Raw genomic sequence first — 24,128 nt, 5'->3', positions numbered from 1 at the left:
TCGCCCGTAATGCATCGGTGTAAAGTGCGATCGCCAAATTCACTTGTTCAGGTGATTGGGAGGGTCTAATGGGCGCGAAGCCTCTTGTTCGATCCACACGTAGAACCGGTACAGGCGTAGCCGGTCCGGAGGAGGGTCACGAAAAAGTTATCCTCCAGGTGCTCAAAGCCGTCAAGAAAGGCGACTTCTCTGTACGGCTTCCGGTCGAATGGACAGGCCTTATGGGGAAAATAGCCGATGAGTTGAACGGGATCATTGAACTCAACGCGATGTTCGCCGATGAGTTCAAGCGGGTGAGTCACGTCGTGGGTAAGAAGGGCCAACTGTCCGAGCGGGCGTCGGTGACCGAAGCAATCGGAGCATGGAAGATCAATATCGAGGCGGTCAACGGGCTCATCGACGACCTGGTCCGTCCGACGACCGAAATGGCTCGAGTTATCGGAGCTGTGGCCAAGGGCGACCTCACACAATCAGTCGCATTAGAAGCGGACGGCCATCCGTTACGTGGAGAATTTCTCCATACGGCCAAGACGGTGAACTCTATGGTGGGACGTCTCGATGCCTTCGCGGCGGAGGTCACCCGTGTGGCCCGCGAGGTGGGTACGGAAGGCAAGTTGGGCGGCCAGGCGGTGGTTCCGGGCGTCGCGGGAACCTGGAAGGACCTTACCGACAGCGTGAATTCCATGGCCAGCAATCTCACCAACCAGGTGCGTAACATTGCCGACGTGACGATTGCGGTCGCGAACGGGGACCTCTCGAAAAAAATTACGGCCGACGTGCGCGGCGAAATCCTCCAATTGAAAGACACGATCAACACGATGGTCGACCAACTGCGGAGCTTTGCCGCGGAAGTGACGCGCGTGGCGCGTGAGGTCGGGACGGAAGGCAAGCTGGGCGGCCAGGCGGTGGTTCCGGGCGTCGCGGGAACCTGGAAGGACCTTACCGACAGCGTGAATTCCATGGCCAGCAATCTCACCAACCAGGTGCGGAACATCGCCGACGTGACGATCGCGGTCGCGAACGGCGATCTCTCGAAAAAAATTACGGTCGATGTGCGCGGAGAAATTTTGCAGCTCAAGGACACGATCAACACGATGGTGGATCAGCTCCGAAGCTTTGCGGCGGAAGTCACCCGCGTGGCGCGTGAGGTCGGCACGGAAGGCAAGCTGGGCGGGCAGGCCCAGGTGCGCGACGTGAGCGGCGTGTGGAAAGATCTCACGGAAAGCGTGAACTTAATGGCCGGCAACCTGACGGCGCAAGTACGGAACATCGCGGAGGTGACCACGGCGGTGGCCGATGGGGATCTCTCCAAAAAAATCACGGCGGATGTGCGGGGCGAGATCCTCCAACTCAAAGAAGCCATCAATACAATGGTGGACCAGTTGCGCGGCTTCGCGGCGGAAGTCACCCGCGTGGCCCGTGAGGTGGGGACGGAGGGCAAACTGGGGGGGCAGGCCGTCGTCCCGGGCGTCGCCGGAACCTGGAAGGATCTCACCGACAGTGTGAACTCCATGGCAACGAATCTGACGAACCAAGTGCGGAATATTGCGGAGGTCACGACGGCGGTCGCGAACGGGGATCTCTCCAAAAAAATTACGGCCGACGTGCGGGGCGAAATCCTCCAATTGAAAGACACGATCAATACGATGGTGGATCAGCTGCGGAGTTTTGCGGCGGAAGTGACGCGCGTGGCGCGCGAGGTCGGCACCGACGGCAAGCTGGGCGGGCAGGCCCAGGTGCGCGACGTGAGCGGGGTGTGGAAAGATCTCACGGACAGCGTGAACTCGATGGCGAGCAATCTGACGGCACAGGTGCGGAACATCGCCGACGTGACGACGGCCGTGGCCAATGGGGATCTCTCCAAAAAAATTACGGCGGACGTGCGGGGCGAAATCCTCCAGCTCAAGGAAGCCATCAATACGATGGTGGATCAGCTCCGGAGTTTTGCGGCGGAAGTCACCCGCGTGGCCCGTGAGGTCGGAACGGAAGGCAAGCTGGGCGGGCAGGCCCAGGTGCGCGACGTGAGCGGGGTATGGAAAGATCTCACGGAAAGCGTGAACTTAATGGCCGGCAACTTGACTGCGCAGGTGCGGAACATCGCGGAGGTGACCATCGCCGTCGCGAACGGCGACTTGTCGAAGAAAATCACCGTGGATGTGCGGGGCGAAATCCTTCAGCTCAAGGAAGCGATCAATACGATGGTGGACCAGTTGCGCAGCTTTGGAGCCGAGGTGACGCGCGTGGCCCGCGAGGTCGGCACGGAAGGGAAGTTGGGCGGCCAGGCGGCGGTGACCGGAGTCGCCGGGACGTGGAAAGACCTCACGGACAGCGTGAACTCGATGGCGAGCAACCTGACGGACCAGGTGCGGAACATCGCCGAGGTGACCATCGCGGTGGCCAACGGGGATTTGTCCAAAAAAATCACGGCGGACGTGCGGGGCGAAATCCTCCAGCTCAAGGAAGCCATCAATACGATGGTGGATCAGTTGCGGAGTTTTGCCGCGGAAGTGACGCGCGTGGCGCGCGAGGTCGGCACCGACGGCAAGCTGGGCGGGCAGGCCCAGGTGCGTGATGTGAGCGGCGTGTGGAAAGACCTCACGGAAAGCGTGAACTTAATGGCCGGCAACCTGACCGCGCAGGTGCGGAACATCGCGGAGGTGACCATCGCCGTCGCGAACGGCGACTTGTCGAAGAAAATCACCGTGGACGTCCACGGTGAAATTCTTCAGCTCAAGGAAGCGATCAATACGATGGTGGACCAGTTGCGCAGCTTTGGAGCCGAGGTGACGCGCGTGGCCCGCGAGGTCGGCACGGAAGGGAAGTTGGGCGGCCAGGCGATCGTGCCTGGTGTCGCCGGGACGTGGAAAGACCTCACGGACAGCGTCAACTCGATGGCGCGAAATCTGACGGCGCAGGTGCGGAACATCGCAGAGGTGACGTTCGCGGTCGCCAGCGGCGATCTATCGAAAAAGATTACGGTCGACGTGCGCGGCGAAATCCTCCAATTGAAAGACACGATTAATACCATGGTGGATCAATTGAATGCGTTCGCCGCCGAGGTGACCAGGGTGGCGCGCGAGGTCGGGACGGAAGGCAAGCTCGGCGGCCAGGCGGTGGTGCCTGGCGTGGCAGGGACCTGGAAAGATCTCACCGACAACGTCAATTCGATGGCCAGCAATCTCACGAACCAAGTGCGGAACATTGCAGACGTGACGATTGCGGTGGCGAAGGGCGACCTGTCGAAGAAAATCACCGCCGATGTGCGCGGTGAGATTCTCCAATTGAAGGACACCATCAATACGATGGTGGATCAATTGCGGAGTTTCGCCGCGGAAGTGACGCGGGTGGCCCGCGAAGTGGGAACTGAAGGGGAACTCGGCGGGCAGGCGATCGTGCCGGGTGTGGCCGGGACGTGGAAAGATTTGACGGATAGCGTGAATGCGATGGCCAGCAACCTTACCGTACAGTTGCGGGATATGTCGAACGTGGCCACTGCGATCGCCAACGGCGACCTGACTCGGCAGATCACGGTCGATGTGCGCGGTGAAATCCTCCAAATCAAAGATGTAATCAACCGGATGGTGGCCCAGCTCAGCGGCTTTGCGTCGGAAGTGACGCGCGTGGCACGAGAGGTCGGAACGGAAGGCAAGCTGGGCGGCCAAGCGACGGTACCGGGCGTGGCCGGGACCTGGAAAGACCTCACGGAAAGCGTGAACTTACTGGCCGCCAATCTCACCACGCAGGTACGCGCCATCGCCGAAGTCGCGACTGCTGTGACGCAAGGAGACCTGACCCGGTCGATCCAGGTTCAAGCCCGCGGTGAAGTGGCCGAGCTCAAGGATAACATCAACGTCATGATCAGCACCCTGCGCGCCACGACGGACCAGAATACCGAGCAGGACTGGCTCAAGACCAACTTGGCCAAGTTCACCCGTATGATGCAAGGGCAGCGCGATCTCACGACGGTGGGGGACATGTTGCTCACCGAACTGGCGCCCCTCGTCAACGCACAATATGGCGCGATCTATCAGCGTGAGACGGCGGCCCAGCAGGCGGTTCTGCGGATGTTGGCGAGCTATGCCGGCGGGGAAAGCGGACAAGCGCCGATTGAAATGGCCGTCGGCGTCGGGCTGGTCGGTCAATGCGCCAGAGAAAAGCGCCGCATCATCCTGACGGATGTACCGGCCGACTACGTCCGGATCCGGTCGGGATTGGGCCAAACTCACGCGCGAAGCGTGATCGTCCTGCCGGTGTTGTTCGAAGGCCAGACCAAGGCGGTGATCGAATTGGCGTCCCTGTTCGAATTCACCCCGACTCATGTTGCGTTTCTGGGCCAGTTGACCGAGACCATCGGTGTCGTCTTCAACACGATCGAAGCGACCATGCAGACAGAGGGCTTGCTGCAACAGTCGCAAAATCTGGCCACCGAACTGCAGGCGCAACAGAAAGAGCTGCAGCAAACGAACGAAGAATTGGGGAAAAAGGCCCAGCAACTCGCCGAACAGAACGCCGAAGTCGAACGGAAGAATCGTGAAATCGAGCAGGCGCGTCATGCGCTCGAGGACAAGGCAAAAGAATTGGCGCTCGCTTCGAAATACAAATCGGAGTTCCTGGCCAACATGTCCCATGAGCTCCGGACGCCGCTGAACAGTATTTTGATATTGGCTCAGCAACTGGCGGAGAACCCGGATCAGAACCTCAGCACCAAGCAGGTGGAGTTCTCCAAGAACATCCATGCGGCCGGTGCGGACCTGTTAAACCTGATCAGTGACATCTTGGATTTGTCCAAGATCGAGTCCGGAACCGTAACGGTGGAGCCGGAGGAAGTGTTGTTCATGAAGGTGCGGGAGGCCATGGAGCGAAGCTTCCGCCACGTGGCGGAAGCGAGGCAGCTCGCCTTCCACATCGATATCGATTCCCAATTGCCCCGCAGTTTGGTGACGGACTTCAAGCGGCTGCAACAAGTGCTGAAAAACCTGTTGTCGAACGCCTTTAAGTTCACGTCTCACGGCCATGTCACGTTTCGAGTCAGGCGGGCGGCGGGCGGGTGGAGCCATGACCATCCGATTCTCGCCACCGTACCGACCGTGGTCGCATTCGAAGTGAGCGATACGGGAATCGGTATCCCGGTCGAGAAACAGAAAATCGTGTTCGAGGCGTTCCAACAGGCGGATGCCGGCACCAGCCGGCGCTTCGGCGGAACCGGCTTGGGTTTGGCGATCAGCCGGGAGCTGGCGATGTTGCTGGGCGGCGAGATCCGCTTGGTCAGCAGCCCGGGAGAAGGGAGCACGTTCACCTTGTATTTACCGGAGTTCTATATGGGGGTGGCGGCCGATCTGGTATCGCCCAAGATCAAGCTCCATGAGCAGGCGCCGCTGCTGGTGCAGCAAGCGCACCAATTGGAGGATATCCCGGACGACCGGGAAACGTTGATGCCGGGGGAACCGGCGATCTTGATCGTCGAGGACGATCCCCACTATGCTCGAGTCTTGCTCGGCAGCGTTCGCGAGAAAGGATTCAAGGGGCTGGTCACGGCCCATGGGCGGCTGGCGCTTGCCTTGACGAAGAAATACAAGCCGGTGGCCATTACGCTGGATATTTTCCTCCCCGACATGCTGGGTTGGACGGTATTGAGCCATCTCAAGCAGGACCCGGAAACGCGTCACATCCCCGTCCAGATCCTTACGGTGGAGGAAGAACGCCTGCACGGGCTGGGGCACGGCGCGTTCGGGTATATGATCAAGCCCACCACGACCGAGGCCCTGGGCCAGACCTTCGGTCGTCTCTTGGACTTCAGCAAATCCCAGCGGAAACATTTGCTGCTTGTCGAAGACAACGAAATCGAACGGCAAAGTCTCGGCGAGTTGCTCAGCCATCAAGACGTAGAGATCTCCGCCGTCGACAACGGCGCGCTGGCCTGGGAATTGCTGTCCCAGCGCCGCTTCGATTGCGTCGTGCTGGATCTTCGGTTGCCCGATATGTCGGGCTTTCAGCTCTTGGAGCGCATGCGCGAGCAGCCCGCCATGCAGGACCTGCCGGTAATCGTCTCCACGGGCCGTGACCTGACGGAGGATGAAGAAATCCAACTCCGCCAGTTGTCTCAGGGCATCGTGCTGAAAGGGGTCCAGTCTCCCGAACGATTGCTAGACGAAGCCAGTCTTTTCCTCCACCTGGTGACCGCGCAATTGCCGCCGGAGAAACAGCGGATGCTGGAACGGGTGCGTCATAGCGACGATGCCTTGATAGGCAAGAAGGTGTTGGTGGTGGACGACGATATCCGGAACATTTTCGCGCTCACGAGCCTATTGGAGCGGCACGGCATGGAGGTGACGAGCTCTGAAACGGGCCGGGAAGCGATTCAGAAGGTCGAGCAGGACGAAGACTTGGATATGGTCTTAATGGACATCATGATGCCGGAAATGGACGGCTATGAGACGATGAAGCAGATCAGGAAGAACCCAAAGCTCCGGCTTCTCCCGATTCTGGCATTGACGGCGAAAGCCATGAAAGGGGATCGAGAGCGATGCCTGCAAGCCGGTGCCTCGGATTACATCGCGAAGCCGGTCAATACCGAAGAACTGCTGGCCCTATTGCGGATCTGGCTGTTCGGACGAAAAAAAGCGATGAAGCGGTGAAGCGGAAGGATTGCACCATTGGAACATTGTATCATTGCAGCGTTTGAACGTCGCACATTGAGTCGCTACACTACTGAATCACTGTTGAAATGATGCGATGAACCAGCTCGTGAAAGATGCAATAGTGCAATGCTTAACTCGCGCACTGATCAACTGAATCGCTGGTGCAATGGCACAGTGATTCAGTGATGCAATTCCCTTGGAGAGATCCCATGCCCGACATTGGCGCGAAGATTCTGCTGGTCGATGATGACGCCAGAAGTCTGATGGCGATGGAAACGCTTGTGGCCGGCCCCGGCCGCATCGTGATCAAAGCGGATTCCGGACAGGAAGCGCTGCGCCAGGTGCTCCGTCATGAATTCGCCGTGATTCTCCTGGATGTGCGGATGCCGCGGGTGGACGGTTTCGAGACGGCGGAGCTCATTCGGCAGCGGGAGCAATCACGCTATATTCCGATTATTTTCCTGTCCGCGGTCGACAAGCTCGATGAAGACGTCTTCCGAGGGCTCGCGAGCGGGGCGGTCGATTATTTGTTCAAGCCGGTCGTGCCCGAAGTCCTGCAGAGCAAGGTCGCCGTTTTCGTCGAGCTGTACCGCATGCGGGAACGAGTCAAGCGGGAGGCGATCAGGCATGGAGAGGCGCAGTTCCGGCTGCTGGTCAACAGCATCAAGGATTATTCCATTATCCTGCTCAGCCCGGACGGCCTGGTGACGAGCTGGAATCCCGGCGCGCAATTGATCGAAGGATACCAGGCGCACGAAATCATCGGCCGGCATTTCTCCTGTTTCTATACGGAAGAAGGCATTCAGCGTGGATATCCGGGATTGGAACTGCAAATTGCAGCGTCCGTGGGACAGCACGAAGATGAAGGCTGGCGGGTGCGCAAGGATGGCACGACCTTTTGGGCCAATGTCGTGATGTCGGCGCTCAAGGATGAGTCAGGCAAGCTCACTGGTTTTGCCCGCGTGACGCGCGATCTCTCCGAACGGAAGGCGGCGGAGGAACAATTGCGCGAAGTCGCGGTTGAATTGGAACAGCGCGTGGGAGAGCGGACGCAGGAATTGGTGCTGTCGCAGCAGCGCCTGCGGGAACTCGCGACCGAATTGACGTTGACCGAGCAGCGGGAGCGTAAGCGACTCGCCGGCGACCTGCACGACTATCTGGCCCAACTGCTGGTGTTGATCCGAATGAAAATCCGCCAAGCAGCCCCGCGTGTCTCAGACGAGAAAGCGACGTCATTGTTGAAAGAAGCGGACCAGGCGATCACCGACTCATTGAATTACACCAGATCCTTGATGGCCGAACTCGCCCCGCCGGCTCTCCAGGAATTCGGACTTGTTGAAGGCTTCGGGTGGCTGGCCGATCAGATGAAAACGCATGGGCTGGCCGTCTCCATAGAGAAGCAGCTGCAACGTATTTTACTGCCGGACGACCAGGCCGTGCTGGTGTTTCAGTCCGTCCGGGAGCTGCTGTTCAATGTCTTGAAGCATGCCGGCACGAGCGAAGCGGAGGTGGCGGTCAAAGCGGACAAGCAAGGGGAACTGGTCATTACCGTCTCCGACAAGGGCGCCGGATTCGAGCCGGCCGACGTGTCTCGTGAGAGTGAAGGGCGAAAGCGTTTCGGCCTCTTCAGTGTGCGGGAGCGCATGGAAGCCATGGGCGGCCGGCTGGTAGTGGAGTCTCGGCCGCAAGAGGGCACGAGCGCGCGGTTGATTTTTCCCTATTGGCCGGCAGCGCCGAAAACGGCGAATGAAAAAGGTTTTGAGTTCGGAGTTGTGAGTTCTGAGTTGGAAGACGTTGCTGGAAAGAGTGCTGAGCCAGATGTGTTGACTTCCGAGTTGGCAGGCTCTGCAACTTCGGGGAACTCGACACTCGGAACTCAGAACTCAGAACTTCGTCCGTCTGCCCGGACTCTTCGCATTGTATTGGCGGATGACCATGCCATGGTCCGGCAGGGGCTGCGTAGTATTCTGGAGGCCTATCAGGATGTGTCGGTCGTCGGGGAGGCGGCTGATGGTGAAGAGGCAGTCGAACTCACCAGATTGCTGCTTCCCGACGTGGTCGTAATGGATGTCAACATGGGGAAAATGGACGGCATTGAAGCGACGCGCCGCATCAAAGCTCAATGGCCGAGCGTGTTGATCGTGGGCCTTTCCTTTTCCAATCCCGGTCAGGTGGAACCGCTATTGCTTCAAGCCGGCGCCAGTTGCTACGTGTCCAAGGATTCGGCGGGCGATCGGCTGTATGAAGCGATTATCGCAACGGTGAAAGCGGACGGGGAAAGACAGGCGGACAAAACGGTTACGGCCGCTCCCCTCCGAGACCAGTCTTGAGTCTACTGCCATCAATACCGACAATACCGTTACGTTCGCGCCTGCGGGCGCCGGCCGGACCGACCCGTGGGCTCGGCTCGATGTGGCAGCGGGTTCATGATTCGCTGTTGCGTTGAACACTCTCGCGGATCATGCCCGCATATGTCATCCCAGACGATGTGCGTCGCTTCTTGTTGAAGCGGATCGATTCCGTCGCCCATCTGGAAGCGCTCTTACTGCTCCGCGACAATCCGGACATGGAATGGTCTCAGCCCGCGGTGGCGGCAAGACTATATTTGGAACCCGAGGAAGTTGCGCCGCTTCTCTCGCGTTTATGCGCAGACGGCTTTATCATGCGCACCGAATCACCGGAGGCACAGTTTAGGTACCGGCCTTCGTCGAGCGAGTTGGCAGCGCTCGCCGACCGTGTGGCGGCGGAGTATGCCAAACATTTGGTGCCGATCACCAAACTGATCCATGATAAACCGCGCCTGCGTGTCCAGGAATTCGCCGATGCCTTCAAATTGAGAAAGGACAACTCATGACTGCGGCGGTGATCTATGGGTTATGCGCGCTGTCGGCGTTCGCATGCGCCTGGCTCTTGTTCACCGCGTACCGCCGGAGCCGGTATCGCCTGCTGTTCTGGAGCAGCCTGTTCTTTATGCTGACGACGGTGAATAATATTCTCTTGGTGGTCGATAAATTGATATTCCCCACCGAAATCGACCTCAGTCTGTTGCGCTATGGATTGGCCTTGATCACGATCGCCGTACTTCTGTACGGTCTGGTGTGGAACAGCGATTAGGATGTCGATGGATATCGTCGCGGTGAAGACTCTGATCCTAGGCGGCGTGGCGGTCGGATGCCTCACGGCCGGCCTGTTCTTCCTTCGATTCTGGCGGACGACACGCGATCGATTGTTTTTATTTTTCGCCGTCGCGCTTGGCGTGGAGGCGTTGGTCCGGATTGTCATGGGTTTGAGCGCGATTTCCCAGGAAAGCGAACCGTTCATTTATATCCTGCGCGTAGTTTCATATGGCCTGATTATCGTCGCCATTATCGACAAGAACCGAACAGCCGCTTAACCGCCCGCCTATCAGGTCTCCCGCCAGGGTTAACCCTAGTAGCAAGCGCCGGGTGCCTATCCTACATTCTTCCACCTGGATAAAATACCGAGCCTCAACCGTACTGTCGATGGCTGGAGCGAGATCTGGCACATTCTCAAGCCGCTGATCGATACGCCGTTCAACGGGGGGGCCGCCGACCTGGGACGACGATATTTATCTTGAGATCAATCGCCATGGTTTTGTCGAAGAGACCCATTTTACGATCGCCTACAGCCCCGTGCCTGACGAGACGGTGAGCAATGGGATCGGCGGGGTGCTGGCGACTGTGCATGAAATCACCGAGAAGGTGGTCGGCGAGCGTCGCGTCATTGCATTGCGGGATTTGGGTGCCCATGCAACCACGGCCAGAACAGCGGAAGCGGCATGTGTCGCTGCGGCAAAGACGCTCGCCCGGCACGTGAAGGACATTCCGTTTGCGCTGGTGTACCTTATCGAACCTGACGGGAGCCAGGCGCGACTGGCGGGCGCAATGGGAGTTGATTGCGAGAGTCGCATCGTGCCGCCGGTTCTAAAGTTGGTCGGAGAACCCGCTCAAGAGCAGCCCTGGCCGCTGCTCGAGGCACTTCGCTCGGATACGATGCAACTTGTCGGGGAGTTGGGTGACCGGTTCGGTGGGGCAGTGCCACGGGGCCCATGGTCCGACCCGCCTCGACAGGCTGCCGTGCTACCGCTCCGTTCCAACATCGCCCATCAGCCTGCAGGACTCTTGATAGCCGGGATCAGTGCCAGGTTAGAATTCGACGACTTCTACCGCAGTTTTTTCGACTTAGTGGCCGGGCAGATCGCCACCGCAATTGCAAATGCTCGAGCCTACGAAGAGGAGCGGAAGCGTGCCGAGGCCTTGGCCGAGCTCGATCGTGCAAAAACGGTGTTTTTCTCGAACATAAGTCACGAATTCCGCACTCCGTTGACGCTCATGTTGGGGCCGCTCGAGGACGAGCTGCGCGAGCGGCCGGGCGCCCCGAATGTGGAAGTGGCTCACCGCAACAGCATGCGTCTGCTCAAACTGGTCAACACGCTGCTGGATTTCTCACGCCTCGAGGCGGGTCGGATGCAGGCATTTTTCCAGCCGACGGACCTCGGCGCCTTTACGGCGGATCTCGCCGGCATGTTCAGATCGGCGACGGAGCGGGCGGGGTTGCGGCTGGTGGTGGACTGTCCGGGCTCGATCAGGCCCGTGTATGTGGATCGCGGAATGTGGGAAAAGGTAGTCCTGAATCTGATGTCGAACGCTTTTAAATTTACGTTCCACGGCGAGATCGAGATTAGCTTCCGGGAAAGCAGGACAGGTAACTCAGACCTCAAGACTCAGAACTCAGCACTTCCCAGCGTCACGCTTCGCGTGCGCGACACAGGAGAGGGCATTCCAGAGGAAGATATTCCGCATCTCTTCGAGCGATTCTATCGCGTGGAAAACATGCGCAGCCGTACATATGAGGGGACCGGGATCGGCCTGGCGCTGGTCCATGAATTGATCAAACTCCATGGCGGGTCGGTCCGGATCGAAAGCGAGATCGGCAAGGGGACCACCGTCATCGTGACCGTCCCACTCGGAACAGAGCATTTGCCGGCGGACAGGATCGGCGCAGGCGATCTCCAAGCAGGCGCCGCCGACGGACCCTCTCCGTTCATCGAAGACGCGCTGCGGTGGCTGCCCGACACTAACGCGAATGATGAATTCGGAATGATGAATGATGAATCGCAGGAGAGCGTTCCGAGCCCTCATTCATCATTGCGCACTGAACATGTAGAATTACGCCTCGCGCCCCGGCCGCGTATTGTGCTCGCCGATGATAATGCGGATATGCGGGAATATCTTTTCCGGCTCTTAAAAGATCGGTATGAGGTGACGGTGGTGGCGGACGGCGCAGCAGCCTTGGCCGCCGCCCGGATGCGGCGGCCAGATTTAATCCTCACCGACGTCATGATGCCCCGGGTCGATGGATTCGGTCTCCTACGGGAGCTGCGCGGCGATCCCGCTCTCAAAACGACGGCCGTCATTCTCTTGTCTGCGCGTGCCGGTGAGGAATCCCGTGTCCACGGCTTGGAGCGCGGCGCGGACGACTATCTCATCAAGCCGTTCAGCGCTCGTGAACTGTTGGCGCGGGTCGATGCGCATGCCAGCATGGCTCGTGTCAGGCGCGAGGCCGAGGAAGCGGTGCGCGAGAGCGAAGCTCGCTTTCGAGAGATGGCGGACAACGCTCCCGTTATGGTGTGGGTGACGGAGCCGAATGGATCCTGTTTCTTCCTCAGTAAGTCCTGGTACGAGTTTACCGGCCAGACGCCTGAAACGGGATTGGGATTCGGATGGGTGGAGGCGCTACACCTCGAAGATCGGGAAACCTCGAAAAAGGCGTTTGTAGCCGCCAATGAAAAACAGGAAGCCTTCCGGCTCGAGTATCGGCTGCGTCGCCGCGATGGGAACTATCGCTGGGTCATCGATTCCGCCGCTCCGCGCCTCGGTCCGAACGGCGAGTTCTTGGGCTACATCGGGGTCGGTGATCGACATCACGGATCGGAAACAGGCAGAGGAGGCGCTACAGGAGACCCATGCGGATCTGCAGGCTCAAGCCGAGGAATTGGCGCGATTCAATCAGGTCGCCGTTGATCGTGAGTTGCGCATGATTGGGCTGAAGAAAGAAGTCAATGAATTGTGTGGCCGGCTCGGCGAGTGCATCCGCTATCCGCTTGAATTCGAGAAAGACGCAGGGAAGCCCGGTGCTTCGATCCAACGATAGGGATATCACCCGCCCCTGAGCGGCGTTGATGGTTCGCCAGCGGTTTCGGGGCTTATTGGATGGGTACGCCGATATTCATATCGTCGGCGAGGGGGTGAACGGGGAAGAGGCTGTCGCGCTCAGTAATCGATTGAAGCCCCCTGTCGTCGCCATGGACGTCAATATGTCCAAGATGGGGGGCAAGCGACCAGACGGCTCCAGCAGGAGCAGCACCATGTCAAGATTATCGGTTTGTCGATTCGCCACAGCCGGGACATCGAGCAGGCGATGCGGTCGCCACGGCGTTCCATACGAAGGCGCGGCGGTGCAGGAACTGTATCAGAGCATCCGGCGCAACTTATGAGAACAGCATGAAAACAGGTATTGAGAACTGATGCAGCAGTCATCCCACGTGCCGTCCTTATCCGGCGGCGAAATGGAACGGCTCATCTGCGCGCATGATTGGACACAATCGCCGCTGGGTGCGGTTCAAACATGGCCGGTGGTGCTCGCATCTACGCTAAATATCTGCCTCAGCGCCCGCTTTCCCATGGCGATCTACTGGGGAGACGAAGGGTTCCTGCTTTACAACGACGCCTGGCGTCCGATTTTGGGGCGTAAACATCCCTGGGCCATCGGCCGGCCGGCTCGTCAGGTCTGGCCCGAGATCTGGGACGCCATTGCGCCGCTCTTCGAGAGCGTGCGGACCACCGGCCAAGCCACATGGCGCGGCGATGAATTGCTGCCGATGCAGCGCTTCGGCTATACGGAGGAATGTTACTTCGATTACACCTTCAATCCGATCCGAGGTGAGAACGGGACTGTCGTAGGCGTTCTCAATGTCGTCCAGGAGACGACCTATCGAGTACTGAACGAGCGGAGAACCAAGCTGCTGCGCGAACTGGCCTCTCAGTCCGGCTCGGGACGGAGCGAGCGAGAGGCCGGTGAGCTCGCCCTGTCCGCCCTTGCATCCAATATGGCGGATATCCCTTTTGCGCTTCTGTATCTCGTCGAAGCGGGCGACCGGCAGGCTCGGCTCATGGGGACGACCGGCTTGTCTCAGGATAGCCGCGCCAGGCCGGGTCGGATCGACCTCACTACAGCGATCGACGAGGGCACGTGGCCGGTGGGTTCCGTCCTTCGCGGCGAGGGCGGGCTGATCGTCGAAAACGTGACCGATCGGTTCGGACCGTTGCCGGGCGGCCAGTGGCCGGAACCTACGACGCAGGCGCTCATGCTGCCGGTGACTGTCGCGGGACAGCCGGATCCTGCGGCGGTTCTGGTGGTCGGTGTAAATCCCCGCCACCCGTTGGATGACGACTACCGGCACTTCCTCCAACTTGTGGCGTCGCACATCGGAACGGCCCTGACGAACGCCAGGGCCTACGCTTCAGAGAAGCGCCGGGCCGAGGCGCTGGCCGAACTTGACCGCGCCAAGACGGTATTCTTCAGCAACGTGAGCCATGAGTTCCGCACTCCGCTCACCCTCATGCTTGGTCCGCTCGAAGAGGAATTGCGCGAGCGGCCGGACGCGCTGCGCCTTGAAATTGCCCACCGAAACAGCCTGCGTCTGCTTAGGCTCGTGAACCAGCTGCTGGATTTTTCATCGATCGAAGCCGGACGAACCACGATCTTGTACGAACCGACCGACCTGGCCGCGTTTACCGCCGACCTCGCCGGGGTGTTTCGATCCGCGGTGGAGAAGGCGGGACTGACCCTCATTGTATATTGCAGCCCGCTGTCGGAAGCGGTGTATGTGGATCGCGACATGTGGGAAAAGATCGTACTGAATCTGTTGAGCAATGCCTTAAAGTTCACCTTCGAAGGCACGATCACGGTGACGCTGCGGCCGGTTTCTTTGGCCGGACAGGGTGAGGAGGATACAAGGAAAGGCGTGGAATTATCCGTTCAGGATACGGGAACCGGCATTTCCCCGGACGAGCTTCCGAGGCTCTTCAACCGGTTTCACCGCGTCAAAGGCGCCCGCAGCCGAACCCACGAAGGGACCGGCATCGGCTTGGCGCTGGTTCAGGAATTGGTCAAGCTGCACGGCGGCTCGGTTCGCGTCGAGAGTGTCCCCCAGGATGCCGCCGGCGAGCCCTCCATGGAAAGTGGGCTCCGCGAGCACGGAAGCATCTTCGCCGTGACTGTACCGCTGGGTTTGGATCACCTTCCACCGGACAGGATTGGCGCCGGCGAAAATGGCGCCGTCGTCTCTCCGGACGCCGGTCCCTATGCGGAAGAGGCGCTGCGATGGCTACCCGACAGTAACGCGACTGGTGAATTGGGAATGATGAATGAAGAATCGCGGGGAGTTCTTGCGAGCGCTCATTCATCATTCAGCACTCAGCAGGCAGACTTACGCCCAGCGGCGCGGCCCCGTGTTCTCGTCGTCGATGACAACGCCGATATGCGGGAGTATGTCACGCGCCTTCTCGATGCCGCAGGCTTCAAAGCCGTAGCCGCCTGCGACGGAGAGGCGGCGTTGGAAGCGGCACGGAGGGCGCCGCCCGATCTCGTGCTCAGCGATATCATGATGCCGCGCCTTGATGGACTAGGCCTGCTTCTCGCCATGCGGGCCGATTCCGCCATGCGAACGATTCCAGTCATTCTTTTGTCCGCCCGGGCGGGGGAAGAAGCCCGCGTCGGAGGATTGGATCAGGGCGCCGACGACTATCTGATAAAGCCGTTCAGCGCGCGGGAATTGCTCGCCAGGGTGCGCAGCCATCTGGACATGGCACGGCGCCGCCGCGAAGCGCAGGCCGAAATCAGCCGCAGCAAGCTGTTTCTTGAACGGATCGCCGCCTCCACGCCGGACATGCTGTTCGTCTTCGACATCATCGAAGGCAGAAACATCTACGTCAACCGCAGTGTGGAATCGGTGATGGGCCATACAGCTGAAGGCCTCCGATCAATGGCGCAGGATCCGACCGATTCCTTGGTGCATCCGGACGATCTGGCCGGCGTCAAGGCCTGGTATGCGTCATTCAACGATGTGGCGGACGACGATGTTCTCGAACATGAACATCGCATCCGCCATGTGGATGGGTCCTATCGGCGGCTTCTCGCCCGTGCGGCCGTGTTCGAGCGGACTTCCGACGGCCGGGCAAAACAGATCATCGGTGTCGCCAGCGATGTTACGGAGCGCAGACGTGCCGATGAAGCCAGGAGTAGGCTGGCCGCGATTGTTGAGTCCTCCGGAGACGCGATTGTCAGCAAGGGTCTTGACGGAATCATTCGAACCTGGAATGCGGGCGCAGAGCGACTTTTCGGCTATACGGCGGAAGAGGCAATAGGCAAGCCGATCACCATGCTGATGCCTCCCGACCTCGTGCATGAAGAGGCGGGCATTTTGGAGCGCATCGGCCGCGGTGAACGGATCCAGCACTTTGAAACGATCCGCCGGCGAAAAGATGGGAAGCGGGTTGATATTTCGCTGACCATATCTCCGATAGTCGATGCCCGAGGCAGAGTTGTCGGAGCCTCGAAGATTGCACGTGATATCACCGAACACAAACGACAGGAGCAGGCGCTGGTCACGCGGAGCCGCCAGCAGCGTCTGCTCTACGACTTGGCCGAGGCCGTGAATCGGGCCGGAGTCCTCGCTGATCTCTATGACAAGGCGCTGGACGCCATTATCCATTCATTGAATGCCGATCGTGCGTCGATCTTGCTGTTCGAGGAGGACGGCGTGATGCGCTTCAAGGCCAGTCGCGGCTTGTCGGAGCAGTACCGTCGCGCCGTCGAGGGCCATTCTCCTTGGCGGCGAGACTCGTGCTCTCCGCGCCCGATGGTGATGGGCGATATCGCCGCGGCGAAGATTGAAGAAGGATTGCGATCGGTCATTCGCCGGGAAGGCATTCAGGCGCTCAGCTTTATCCCCTTGATGTACGGTGGCCGGCTGCTCGGCAAGTTTATGGTCTATTTCAACCACCCCCATGTGATGAACGATGAGGAGATCGACTTGGCTCAGGCGATTGCGGGAACGCTCGCGTTGGGCATCGAACGTACCATCGCCGAGCAGTCACTGCGCCGGAGTGAGGAACGACTCCGATTGGCCATGGCGGCCAGCTGCATGGGCGCATGGGATATCGAGCTTGCGACCGGCACGGTGACCTGGGACGCCAAGCAGTGTGATTTGTACGGACTGCCGAGAGACGCGGCGGTGAAGACGATGGACGAACTTTATGCCTCTGTGCATCCCGACGATGTGGCTCGTGTAAAGCAGGGAATGGTCGCGGCGACGGCAAGCGGACAATTTTATATGGAATTCCGCATTATCCGTCGGGACGGCCTCGTACGCTGGATCGTCGGTCATGGCGCAACGGTTATGGACGATAACGGTTGCGCGACCAGGATGGTCGGGGTCAATTATGACATTACCGAGCAAAAGGGAGCCCAGAGCCGCCTCCAGTCTTTTGCGGAGAAACTCGAAGCGACGGTTCAGCGTCGTACGGAAGAGCTGTCGCATTCGCAGCAGCGACTGCGCGCGTTGGCCGCCGAGCTGAACCTGGCCGAACAGCGCGAGCGCCAGCGTGTCGCGACGGATCTCCATGATTATTTGGCGCAGCTTCTGGCACTCAGCAAGATCAAATTGGCGCAGGCCAAGCGGCATGACATGCTGCCGCCTGTAGAGGCGGCCGTCTCCGAGGTGCAACAGGTCCTCGATCAAGCCCTCACCTACACGCGCACGCTGGTGGCGGAGCTAAGCCCGCCGATGTTGCAGGAGTTCGGCCTGTCGTCTGCGCTCAATTGGCTGGTAGAGCAGATGAAGCTTCACAATTTGAACGTCACGCTCGACATGGAAGCGAGCCTTCCATCGATTCCGGAAGATCAGGCTCGATTGCTGTTCCAATCAATTCGCGAGTTGCTCATTAATATCACGAAACACGGGCACGTGAACGAAGCGACAGTGCGGGTGGCGCAAGCACAAGGCAATGTCCGCATAGCGGTTATCGACCAAGGCGCGGGCTTTGATCTTGCTGCTGCTGCTGCTGCTGCTGGTACGATTACCCCTCACTCCTCAAAGTTCGGGCTCTTCAGCATTCGGGAGCGCATGACGGCCCTCGGGGGCGAGTTTCATTTGGATTCCGCGCCGGGAAAGGGAACGACGGCGACGCTCATGTTGCCGCTGACGCCGAAGACGGCGAAGGATGAATTAGGGATGTTGAATGAGGAATTAGAAGCGAAGGCATCGGGATCGCGAATCGCGCCGGACCACGGTCCTCAAGCCCACCATTCCTCATTGCCCATTGATCATTCCTCAGTCCAGCAGGACACGAAGCAGATTCGTGTCCTGCTGGTGGACGACCACGCCATGGTTCGGCAAGGGTTGCGTGGGCTATTGGAAGCCTATGTCGACATTCATATCATAGGGGAAGCGGCGAACGGGGAGGAAGCAGTCGCCTTGGCCGAGAAGCTCGAACCCGATGTCATCCTCATGGATATCAACATGCCGCAGATGGACGGCATCGAAGCGACGAGGCGGATCGTCCGCGCTTCGGCCGGCATCGGAGTGATCGCCTTGTCCCTTCAGACCGCCGGGCAGGCGGAGGCCGCGGTGAAGGAGGCCGGGGCGGTGGCATTCATCAATAAGGAAGCGGCGGTCGAGGATTTGTATCAGACGATTCAAATCGCCGTCCCAAGCAGCCGAAGATGGGACCACCCCGGATGAAGCGTGAGATGAGCCATGCCGGACTGTAATGCGGGCATTATTCTCAATGTCGATCGGAACGAGGCGAGCCGGTCCGCCAGGACCTGCATTCTGAAACGCGCAGGGTATCAGGTCATGCAAGCCGCGGACGGCATGGAGGCGCTGCGGCTTGTCCGCGAAGTACGGCCTCAATTAGTCGTCCTGCACGCGGAGCTTCCGGGTCTTTCCGGCGTGGAGGTCTGCCGATCCATTAAGACGGCTCCCGCGACCGCCCCTATCATGGTACTCCAGATTTCCGCTGCGAGCATGACCAGTCCGGACCGGATCGTTGACGTGGGTAGCGGCGCCGATACGTTTCTGACCGAACCGGTCGAGACTGATGAGCTGTTGGCTGCCGTGCGAGCCTTGTTCCGCCTGTCTCAACGGGAGGAGGAGAATCGGCGGTTGCTCGACGAAATGGCGGAGCGCGAGCGATTCATCGGGAGCCTGATCGACGCGGCGCCTTGTACTTTTTATCTTTACGATCTTCGGCAAAAGCGGACCGTCTATCTGAATCCGTCCTCAGGCCAAACGTTGGGATATCGTCCGGAAGAGATGGCGCAGATGACAGACGATCTCCTCCGGCGGCTGGTGCATCCGGATGACCTTCCGGGCCTGTTGGCGACGTTGGAAGGCATCTCCGGGGACGCGGTCGAGTTCGAATGCCGCTTCAAGCACAAAAACAATGAATGGCGCTGGTTTATGACCCGCAATGTCGTATTCAGGCGGGACGAAGAAGGGCGGGTGGTCGAAGTGTTGGGCACGGGACAGGAAATCAACGAGCGCAAGCGCATGGAAGAGACGGTTCGAGCCAACGAGACCCGGCTGTTACGCGGCGAGCAGCAGTTCCAGGATGCGACGGAAGCGGCTCACTGCGGAATGTGGGATTGGGACATCGCGAGCGGCCGGCTCGACTGGTTGGGCGCGCATGAGCGGTTGGCTGGACTGCGGCCGGGAAGTTTCACCGGGAAGTTCGACAACTTTCTGAATGTGCTGCACCCGGACGACCGCCCGCGCGTAAAGCATGACCTCCAGGCGGCGATGGACCGGCGGGATACCCGGTACGCCGACGAATATCGCTATGTGTTGCCGGATGGAACGATCCGCTGGATGGCCGGGACCGGTCAATTTTACTATGACGTTGCCGGCCGGCCGGTGCGCATGACCGGTGTGGTTCAAGATATTCACGACCGGAAAAGCTCCGAAGAGCGGCTGCAGAATAAGGCGGCGCGGTTGGCCCTCTTGGCGGAGGCGGCGGAACGCCTGTTGACCCAGGAATGCTCGGCCAAGACGATGGAACAATTATACGGCGTCCTTGCGCCGCACCTCGGGCTTGATTCCTATTGGGATTATGACAGTGACGAGGCCGGCGATGGACTGCGCCTGGCCGGTTCGGCGGGCATTTCAGCGGAGACGGCGCCGGCCTTTCAATTCTTGCGCTTCGGGGAAGCCTTGTGCGGAACCTGCGCTCAAGCTCGGACGCCGATCATCGTGGAGCGGCTCCAGGAATCCAGCGATCCCAAGGCCGCTCTGGTGAAACGGAACGGGCATCGCGCTTATGCCGGCTATCCGCTGATTGTGGGGGAGGAATTTCTCGGAACGTTGGGGTTTGCCAGTCGCCGCCGGGAAGCGTTCGAGCGCGAGGAAATCGAATTTCTCGGCACGATCGCTCATTACGTGGCCCTGGCCAAAGCGCGCAGCAGAGCCGAAGCGCGGTTGCTGAAACGAAATCAACGATCGGAACTCTTGGCGAGGGCGGAAGGGACGCTGCTCCTCGCGCAGGATTCCACCGCCATGATGCAATCCCTCTTCGACATGATGCGCGAAGATTTGAGACTGGACGGCTATCTGAATTACACCGTGGATGAGTATGAGCCTGTGATGCTTCTCGACGGGTCCGCCGGGATTCCAGCGGACGCGCTGGCGCCGTTCCAATGCTTCAAGTTGGACGAGGGACCCATTGGCACCGCATGGCAACGGCGAGAGTGCGTGATGATCGAACGGGTGGAGGAGTCGGTGGACCCGTACGATACAAGGTTGGCGCGGCTTGGTTTTCGTGCGTACGCCTGTCATCCATTGACGGTGGGCGATCGATGCCTGGGGATCCTCGCTTTGGGAAGCAAATCCAAAGAACGTTTTGACGGGGACGATGCGGACCTCATGCGCATCCTCTGCCGGTATGCCGCGATGGCTAAAGAGCGTCTCAGGCTGGTGGCGGAAGTCCGGCGCCGGGAGCATATGTTGCTGCGGGCCCAAAGAGCGGCAAAGGCGGGATTGTGGGAGGTGGATCTTCGCACCGGCCGGCTTGCATGGTCCGACGCCTATTATGAACTGTTCGATTTGGATCGGGGGAATAAGCCCATGGTAGGGGACTGGCTGGCTCGCGTCCATCCAGATGACCGAGAGGTCATGCGAGCCCGGTATGATCAAATCCTGACGGAACAGCAGGACCAAGACTTGGAATATCGGGTTCAGTTGCCGGATGGGACCATCCGATGGGTGCAGCGGAAGGGCCAGATCGATCGAGATGAGCAAGGTCGCCCGGTGCGTCTCAGCGGCCTCACGTTTGATATCACGGAACGGAAGCGGGGAGAGGAGGCATTGCGCGCGAGCGAAGAACGGTGGCAACTTGCGATCAACGGCACAACCGACGGGATGTGGGACTGGGACCTGCGGTCCAATAAAGTCTTTCTCTCGAATCGATGGAAGGCGCTGCGCGGTTATGTGGAGGAAGAAATCGGCGACGATGCAGAGGAATGGTCTTCCCGGATTCATCCGGACGATGTGGAACGCGTGATGCGGACGCTCCAGCTGTATTTCGCCAAGCGAATCCCGATTTACGAATGTGAGTATCGCAGCCGCTGCAAAGACGGCGAGTATCGGTGGATCCAGGATCGCGGCCAAGCGGTCTGGGATGAACAAGGACGAGTCGTTCGGATGGTCGGCTCCGGCGTTGATATCACGGCGCGCCGGCGGGCGGACGAACGGATCGCCGAGCTCAATCGGGAATTGGGGCTCCGGGCGCAGGAGCTTCAGATTCTGGTGGAGCGGCTGCGGGAAAACGAGGCAAGAATCAAGCTGATCACCGATTCGTTGCCGATTCTGATCGCGTATGTCGACGCCGATCAGCGATATCGCTTCAATAATCTCAGCTACGAACGCTGGTTCGGGCGGCCGCTTGAACAGATCACCGGTCGCGCCATGCGTGAAATCGTCGGCGAGGCGGCGTATGAGCAACTCAGGCTGCACGTCGAATTGGCACTGTCCGGCGTGCCGCAGCACTTTGAGGCTCAGATTCCCTACGAGAAACTAGGCACAAGACATGTGGATGTTACCTATACGCCGGATCGCGCCGCCTCAGGGAAGGTTCGCGGCTTCATCCTCATGGTCAATGACGTGACGGAGCGCCGCCTGGTCGAAGAAGCGTTCAAGGATCAATTGAATTTGGTCAACACCATCACGGACAACACCCCTTCGTGCTTGTTGATGATGGATGGGCACGGAGTCGGCACGTTTGCCAACCCGGCGACGGAATTCATCACCGGGTATAAGACCGAAGAATTGATCGGGAAGGTTTTACACGAGGTGATCCGGCACAAGCGGACCGATGGCTCTCCGGTTCACGCCGGAAGCCCCTTTGATCCGGCCCTGCGGCCTCCCGAGTCGATCCAGCGCTATGAGGACGAGCTTCTGCATAAGGACGGCCACGCGTACCCTGTGCGCTGCGCGATCCGGCCGATCCTCAAAGACGGCGCCGCGATCGGCGCCGTGCTGGAGATTCAGGACATCACGAAAGAGAAGCGGGCCGAACAGACACTGCGGGAGCGCGAGGAACAATTGCGTGTGATCACCGATTCGGTGCCTAGTCTCATCGCCTATGTCGACCGCGATGAACGATATCGGTTCGTGAATGCCGGGTATGAGGCGCTGTTTTCGCGGTCCCGGCGGGAAATTACCGGCCATTCGGTCCAGGAACTGGCAGGAGAGGGGTATGAACAGCTCAAGCCATTCATTACGCAGGTGTTGAAGGGCGAAACCGTGTCGTTCGAAAACCGGATTACCCAAGAGGCGCGCGATGCGACGACGTTGGTCTCCTATACGCCGGATACAAAATCGGACGGGTCGGTGTCCGGATTCTACATTTTGATCACCGATATCTCGGATCGTAAACGGGCTGAAGAAGCGCTCCGTGAGTTCAGTATCGAACTGGAGCAGCGGGTCAGACAGCGGACTCGGGAACTCGTCAGATCGCAGGCAAGGTTGCGGGCGCTGGCGACTGAACTGAATCTCTCCGAACAGCGCCAACGCCGGCGTCTCTCGGAAGACCTGCATGATTACCTGGCTCAATTGCTGGTTTTCGTCAGGCTCAAGCTCAACCAAGCGAAACGGTCCGGTTTGGCGCCGTCGTCCATTGAGTTTATCGCCGAGGCGGACAGCACGCTGACGCAGGCTCTGACGTATACGAGATCGCTGATTGCCGAGTTAAGCCCGCCTGTGCTCCGGGATTTCGGATTATTGGTCGCCCTGCAATGGCTTGCAGATCAGATGCGGCGGCATGAATTGAACGTGTCTGTGGAGCGGTGCGTAGAGGAGACCTCTGTCCCGGAAGAACAGGCGGTGTTGCTGTTCCAGTCGGTGCGCGAACTCCTGATCAATGTCTCGAAGCATGCCGGAACCGATCGTGCTACAGTGATCGTCAGCGAAGCGGACGGCATGTTGTGTATTGAGGTCAAGGACGAAGGCAAGGGATTCGACTTGTACGCAACGCAGGCTGCCGACAATACCGTCTCGGACTCTTCTCACTATGGCTTGTTCAGCATCCGGGAGCGGATGTGCGCGATGGGCGGGGATTTTGATTTGCATTCTGAGCCGGGACGCGGGACGCGGGCCACGCTGGTGCTGCCGCTCACGCCGCAGACGGTGAATGATAACTTAGGAACGTTGAATGAGGAATTGGCGGAGGGGAAAGCAGGTGAGCTGCAAACGGCGTGCTCTAAGTCAGATGTTCAGAGTTCTGAGTTAAGAGTTGCGGATTCTGAGATGGGAGTGATCGTAGCGGGATTGACGGCATCTGAAAGGTCGGTAAACTCTGAAGTCTTCTCAGCTACTGCGCCTCGCGTGAACTCAAGAGTCAGCATTCAGAACTCAGAACTTTCCCGGCGTTCTCCCGTGCGGGTCCTCCTGGCCGACGACCACGCGATGTTGCGGCAGGGGCTCAGAAGTGTACTCGATGCCTACGCGGACGTCGAAATCGTGGGTGAAGCTTCGGATGGAGAACAGGCTGTTCTGCTGGCTCAGTCCCTCCAACCGGAAGTCGTCGTCATGGACGTCAATATGCCGGGTGTTGACGGCATCGAAGCGACCCGCCAACTCAGACAGGAACAACCCACTATCGCCGTAGTGGGTTTGTCGGTTCACAATAATCCCCAGATCGAACGAGCCATGCGGGATGCGGGCGCGGTGGGATTCCTGACCAAGGACAGCGCGGTGGAACAACTCTATGTAGCCATTCAGGCAGCCTTGGGACAGATCAAACCAACAGTTGAATGAGGAATGTGAAATGAGGAATTAGAATTTCTTTACTTCGCACAATGCGTTCGCATCCCATTCCGGCAGACCTCATTGCTCCCTATTGTTCGTAGGTT

9 protein-coding genes are annotated in these 24,128 nt (G+C 59.4%); all 9 read left to right on the top strand.

Going from position 1 to position 24,128, the window contains the following annotated elements; translation table 11 throughout:
• Positions 1 to 68 precede the first annotated feature (68 nt).
• The 9 genes from ACWGXE_RS12430 to ACWGXE_RS12390 all read left to right on the top strand — a co-directional run bounded on the left by ACWGXE_RS12430 (position 69) and on the right by ACWGXE_RS12390 (position 24,033).
• On the top strand, positions 69 to 6,635 hold the full coding sequence (locus tag ACWGXE_RS12430) for a HAMP domain-containing protein (RefSeq protein ID WP_447598081.1): 6,567 nt from the start codon (positions 69 to 71) through the stop codon (positions 6,633 to 6,635).
• A gap of 212 nt (positions 6,636 to 6,847) precedes the next feature.
• Positions 6,848 to 8,968 carry a response regulator gene (locus ACWGXE_RS12425; RefSeq protein WP_447598080.1) on the top strand — a complete coding sequence of 707 codons (2,121 nt, stop codon included), beginning with the start codon at positions 6,848 to 6,850 and terminating at the stop codon, positions 8,966 to 8,968.
• A 131-nt stretch (positions 8,969 to 9,099) separates the two neighbouring features.
• Complete coding sequence (locus ACWGXE_RS12420) at positions 9,100 to 9,492, top strand: hypothetical protein (protein WP_447598079.1); 393 nt, start codon at positions 9,100 to 9,102, stop codon at positions 9,490 to 9,492.
• Complete coding sequence (locus ACWGXE_RS12415) at positions 9,489 to 9,752, top strand: DUF5985 family protein (RefSeq protein WP_447598078.1); 264 nt, start codon at positions 9,489 to 9,491, stop codon at positions 9,750 to 9,752. The genes ACWGXE_RS12420 and ACWGXE_RS12415 overlap by 4 nt, the downstream gene beginning before the upstream one ends.
• A gap of 7 nt (positions 9,753 to 9,759) precedes the next feature.
• Entirely contained in the window at positions 9,760 to 10,032 is a 273-nt protein-coding gene (locus ACWGXE_RS12410; protein ID WP_447598077.1) for a DUF5985 family protein, read from the top strand.
• A gap of 259 nt (positions 10,033 to 10,291) precedes the next feature.
• Positions 10,292 to 12,682, top strand: coding sequence for an ATP-binding protein (locus ACWGXE_RS12405; RefSeq protein ID WP_447598076.1), 2,391 nt, complete (start codon positions 10,292 to 10,294; stop codon positions 12,680 to 12,682).
• A gap of 158 nt (positions 12,683 to 12,840) precedes the next feature.
• On the top strand, positions 12,841 to 13,155 hold the full coding sequence (locus ACWGXE_RS12400) for a hypothetical protein (protein WP_447598075.1): 315 nt from the start codon (positions 12,841 to 12,843) through the stop codon (positions 13,153 to 13,155).
• A 30-nt stretch (positions 13,156 to 13,185) separates the two neighbouring features.
• Positions 13,186 to 18,465 (top strand): PAS domain S-box protein, encoded by a 5,280-nt coding sequence (locus ACWGXE_RS12395; RefSeq protein WP_447598074.1) that lies wholly within the window; start codon positions 13,186 to 13,188, stop codon positions 18,463 to 18,465.
• 15 nt (positions 18,466 to 18,480) lie between these two features.
• Positions 18,481 to 24,033, top strand: coding sequence for a PAS domain S-box protein (locus ACWGXE_RS12390; protein ID WP_447598073.1), 5,553 nt, complete (start codon positions 18,481 to 18,483; stop codon positions 24,031 to 24,033).
• Positions 24,034 to 24,128: the final 95 nt, after the last annotated feature.

The organism is Nitrospira sp. Nam80 (assembly GCF_965152575.1).
The sequence above is the reverse complement of the archived record's forward strand: the minus strand, read 5'-3'. Positions and strand labels throughout refer to the sequence as shown.

What these genes read in the sequence shown, in the direction of transcription:
- ACWGXE_RS12430 (WP_447598081.1), top strand. Translation starts at nt 69, where the DNA reads ATGGGCGCGAAGCCTCTTGTTCGATCCACACGTAGAACCGGTACAGGC.
- ACWGXE_RS12425 (WP_447598080.1), top strand. Translation starts at nt 6,848, where the DNA reads ATGCCCGACATTGGCGCGAAGATTCTGCTGGTCGATGATGACGCCAGA.
- ACWGXE_RS12420 (WP_447598079.1), top strand. Translation starts at nt 9,100, where the DNA reads ATGCCCGCATATGTCATCCCAGACGATGTGCGTCGCTTCTTGTTGAAG.
- ACWGXE_RS12415 (WP_447598078.1), top strand. Translation starts at nt 9,489, where the DNA reads ATGACTGCGGCGGTGATCTATGGGTTATGCGCGCTGTCGGCGTTCGCA.
- ACWGXE_RS12410 (WP_447598077.1), top strand. Translation starts at nt 9,760, where the DNA reads ATGGATATCGTCGCGGTGAAGACTCTGATCCTAGGCGGCGTGGCGGTC.
- ACWGXE_RS12400 (WP_447598075.1), top strand. Translation starts at nt 12,841, where the DNA reads ATGGTTCGCCAGCGGTTTCGGGGCTTATTGGATGGGTACGCCGATATT.
- ACWGXE_RS12395 (WP_447598074.1), top strand. Translation starts at nt 13,186, where the DNA reads ATGCAGCAGTCATCCCACGTGCCGTCCTTATCCGGCGGCGAAATGGAA.
- ACWGXE_RS12390 (WP_447598073.1), top strand. Translation starts at nt 18,481, where the DNA reads ATGCCGGACTGTAATGCGGGCATTATTCTCAATGTCGATCGGAACGAG.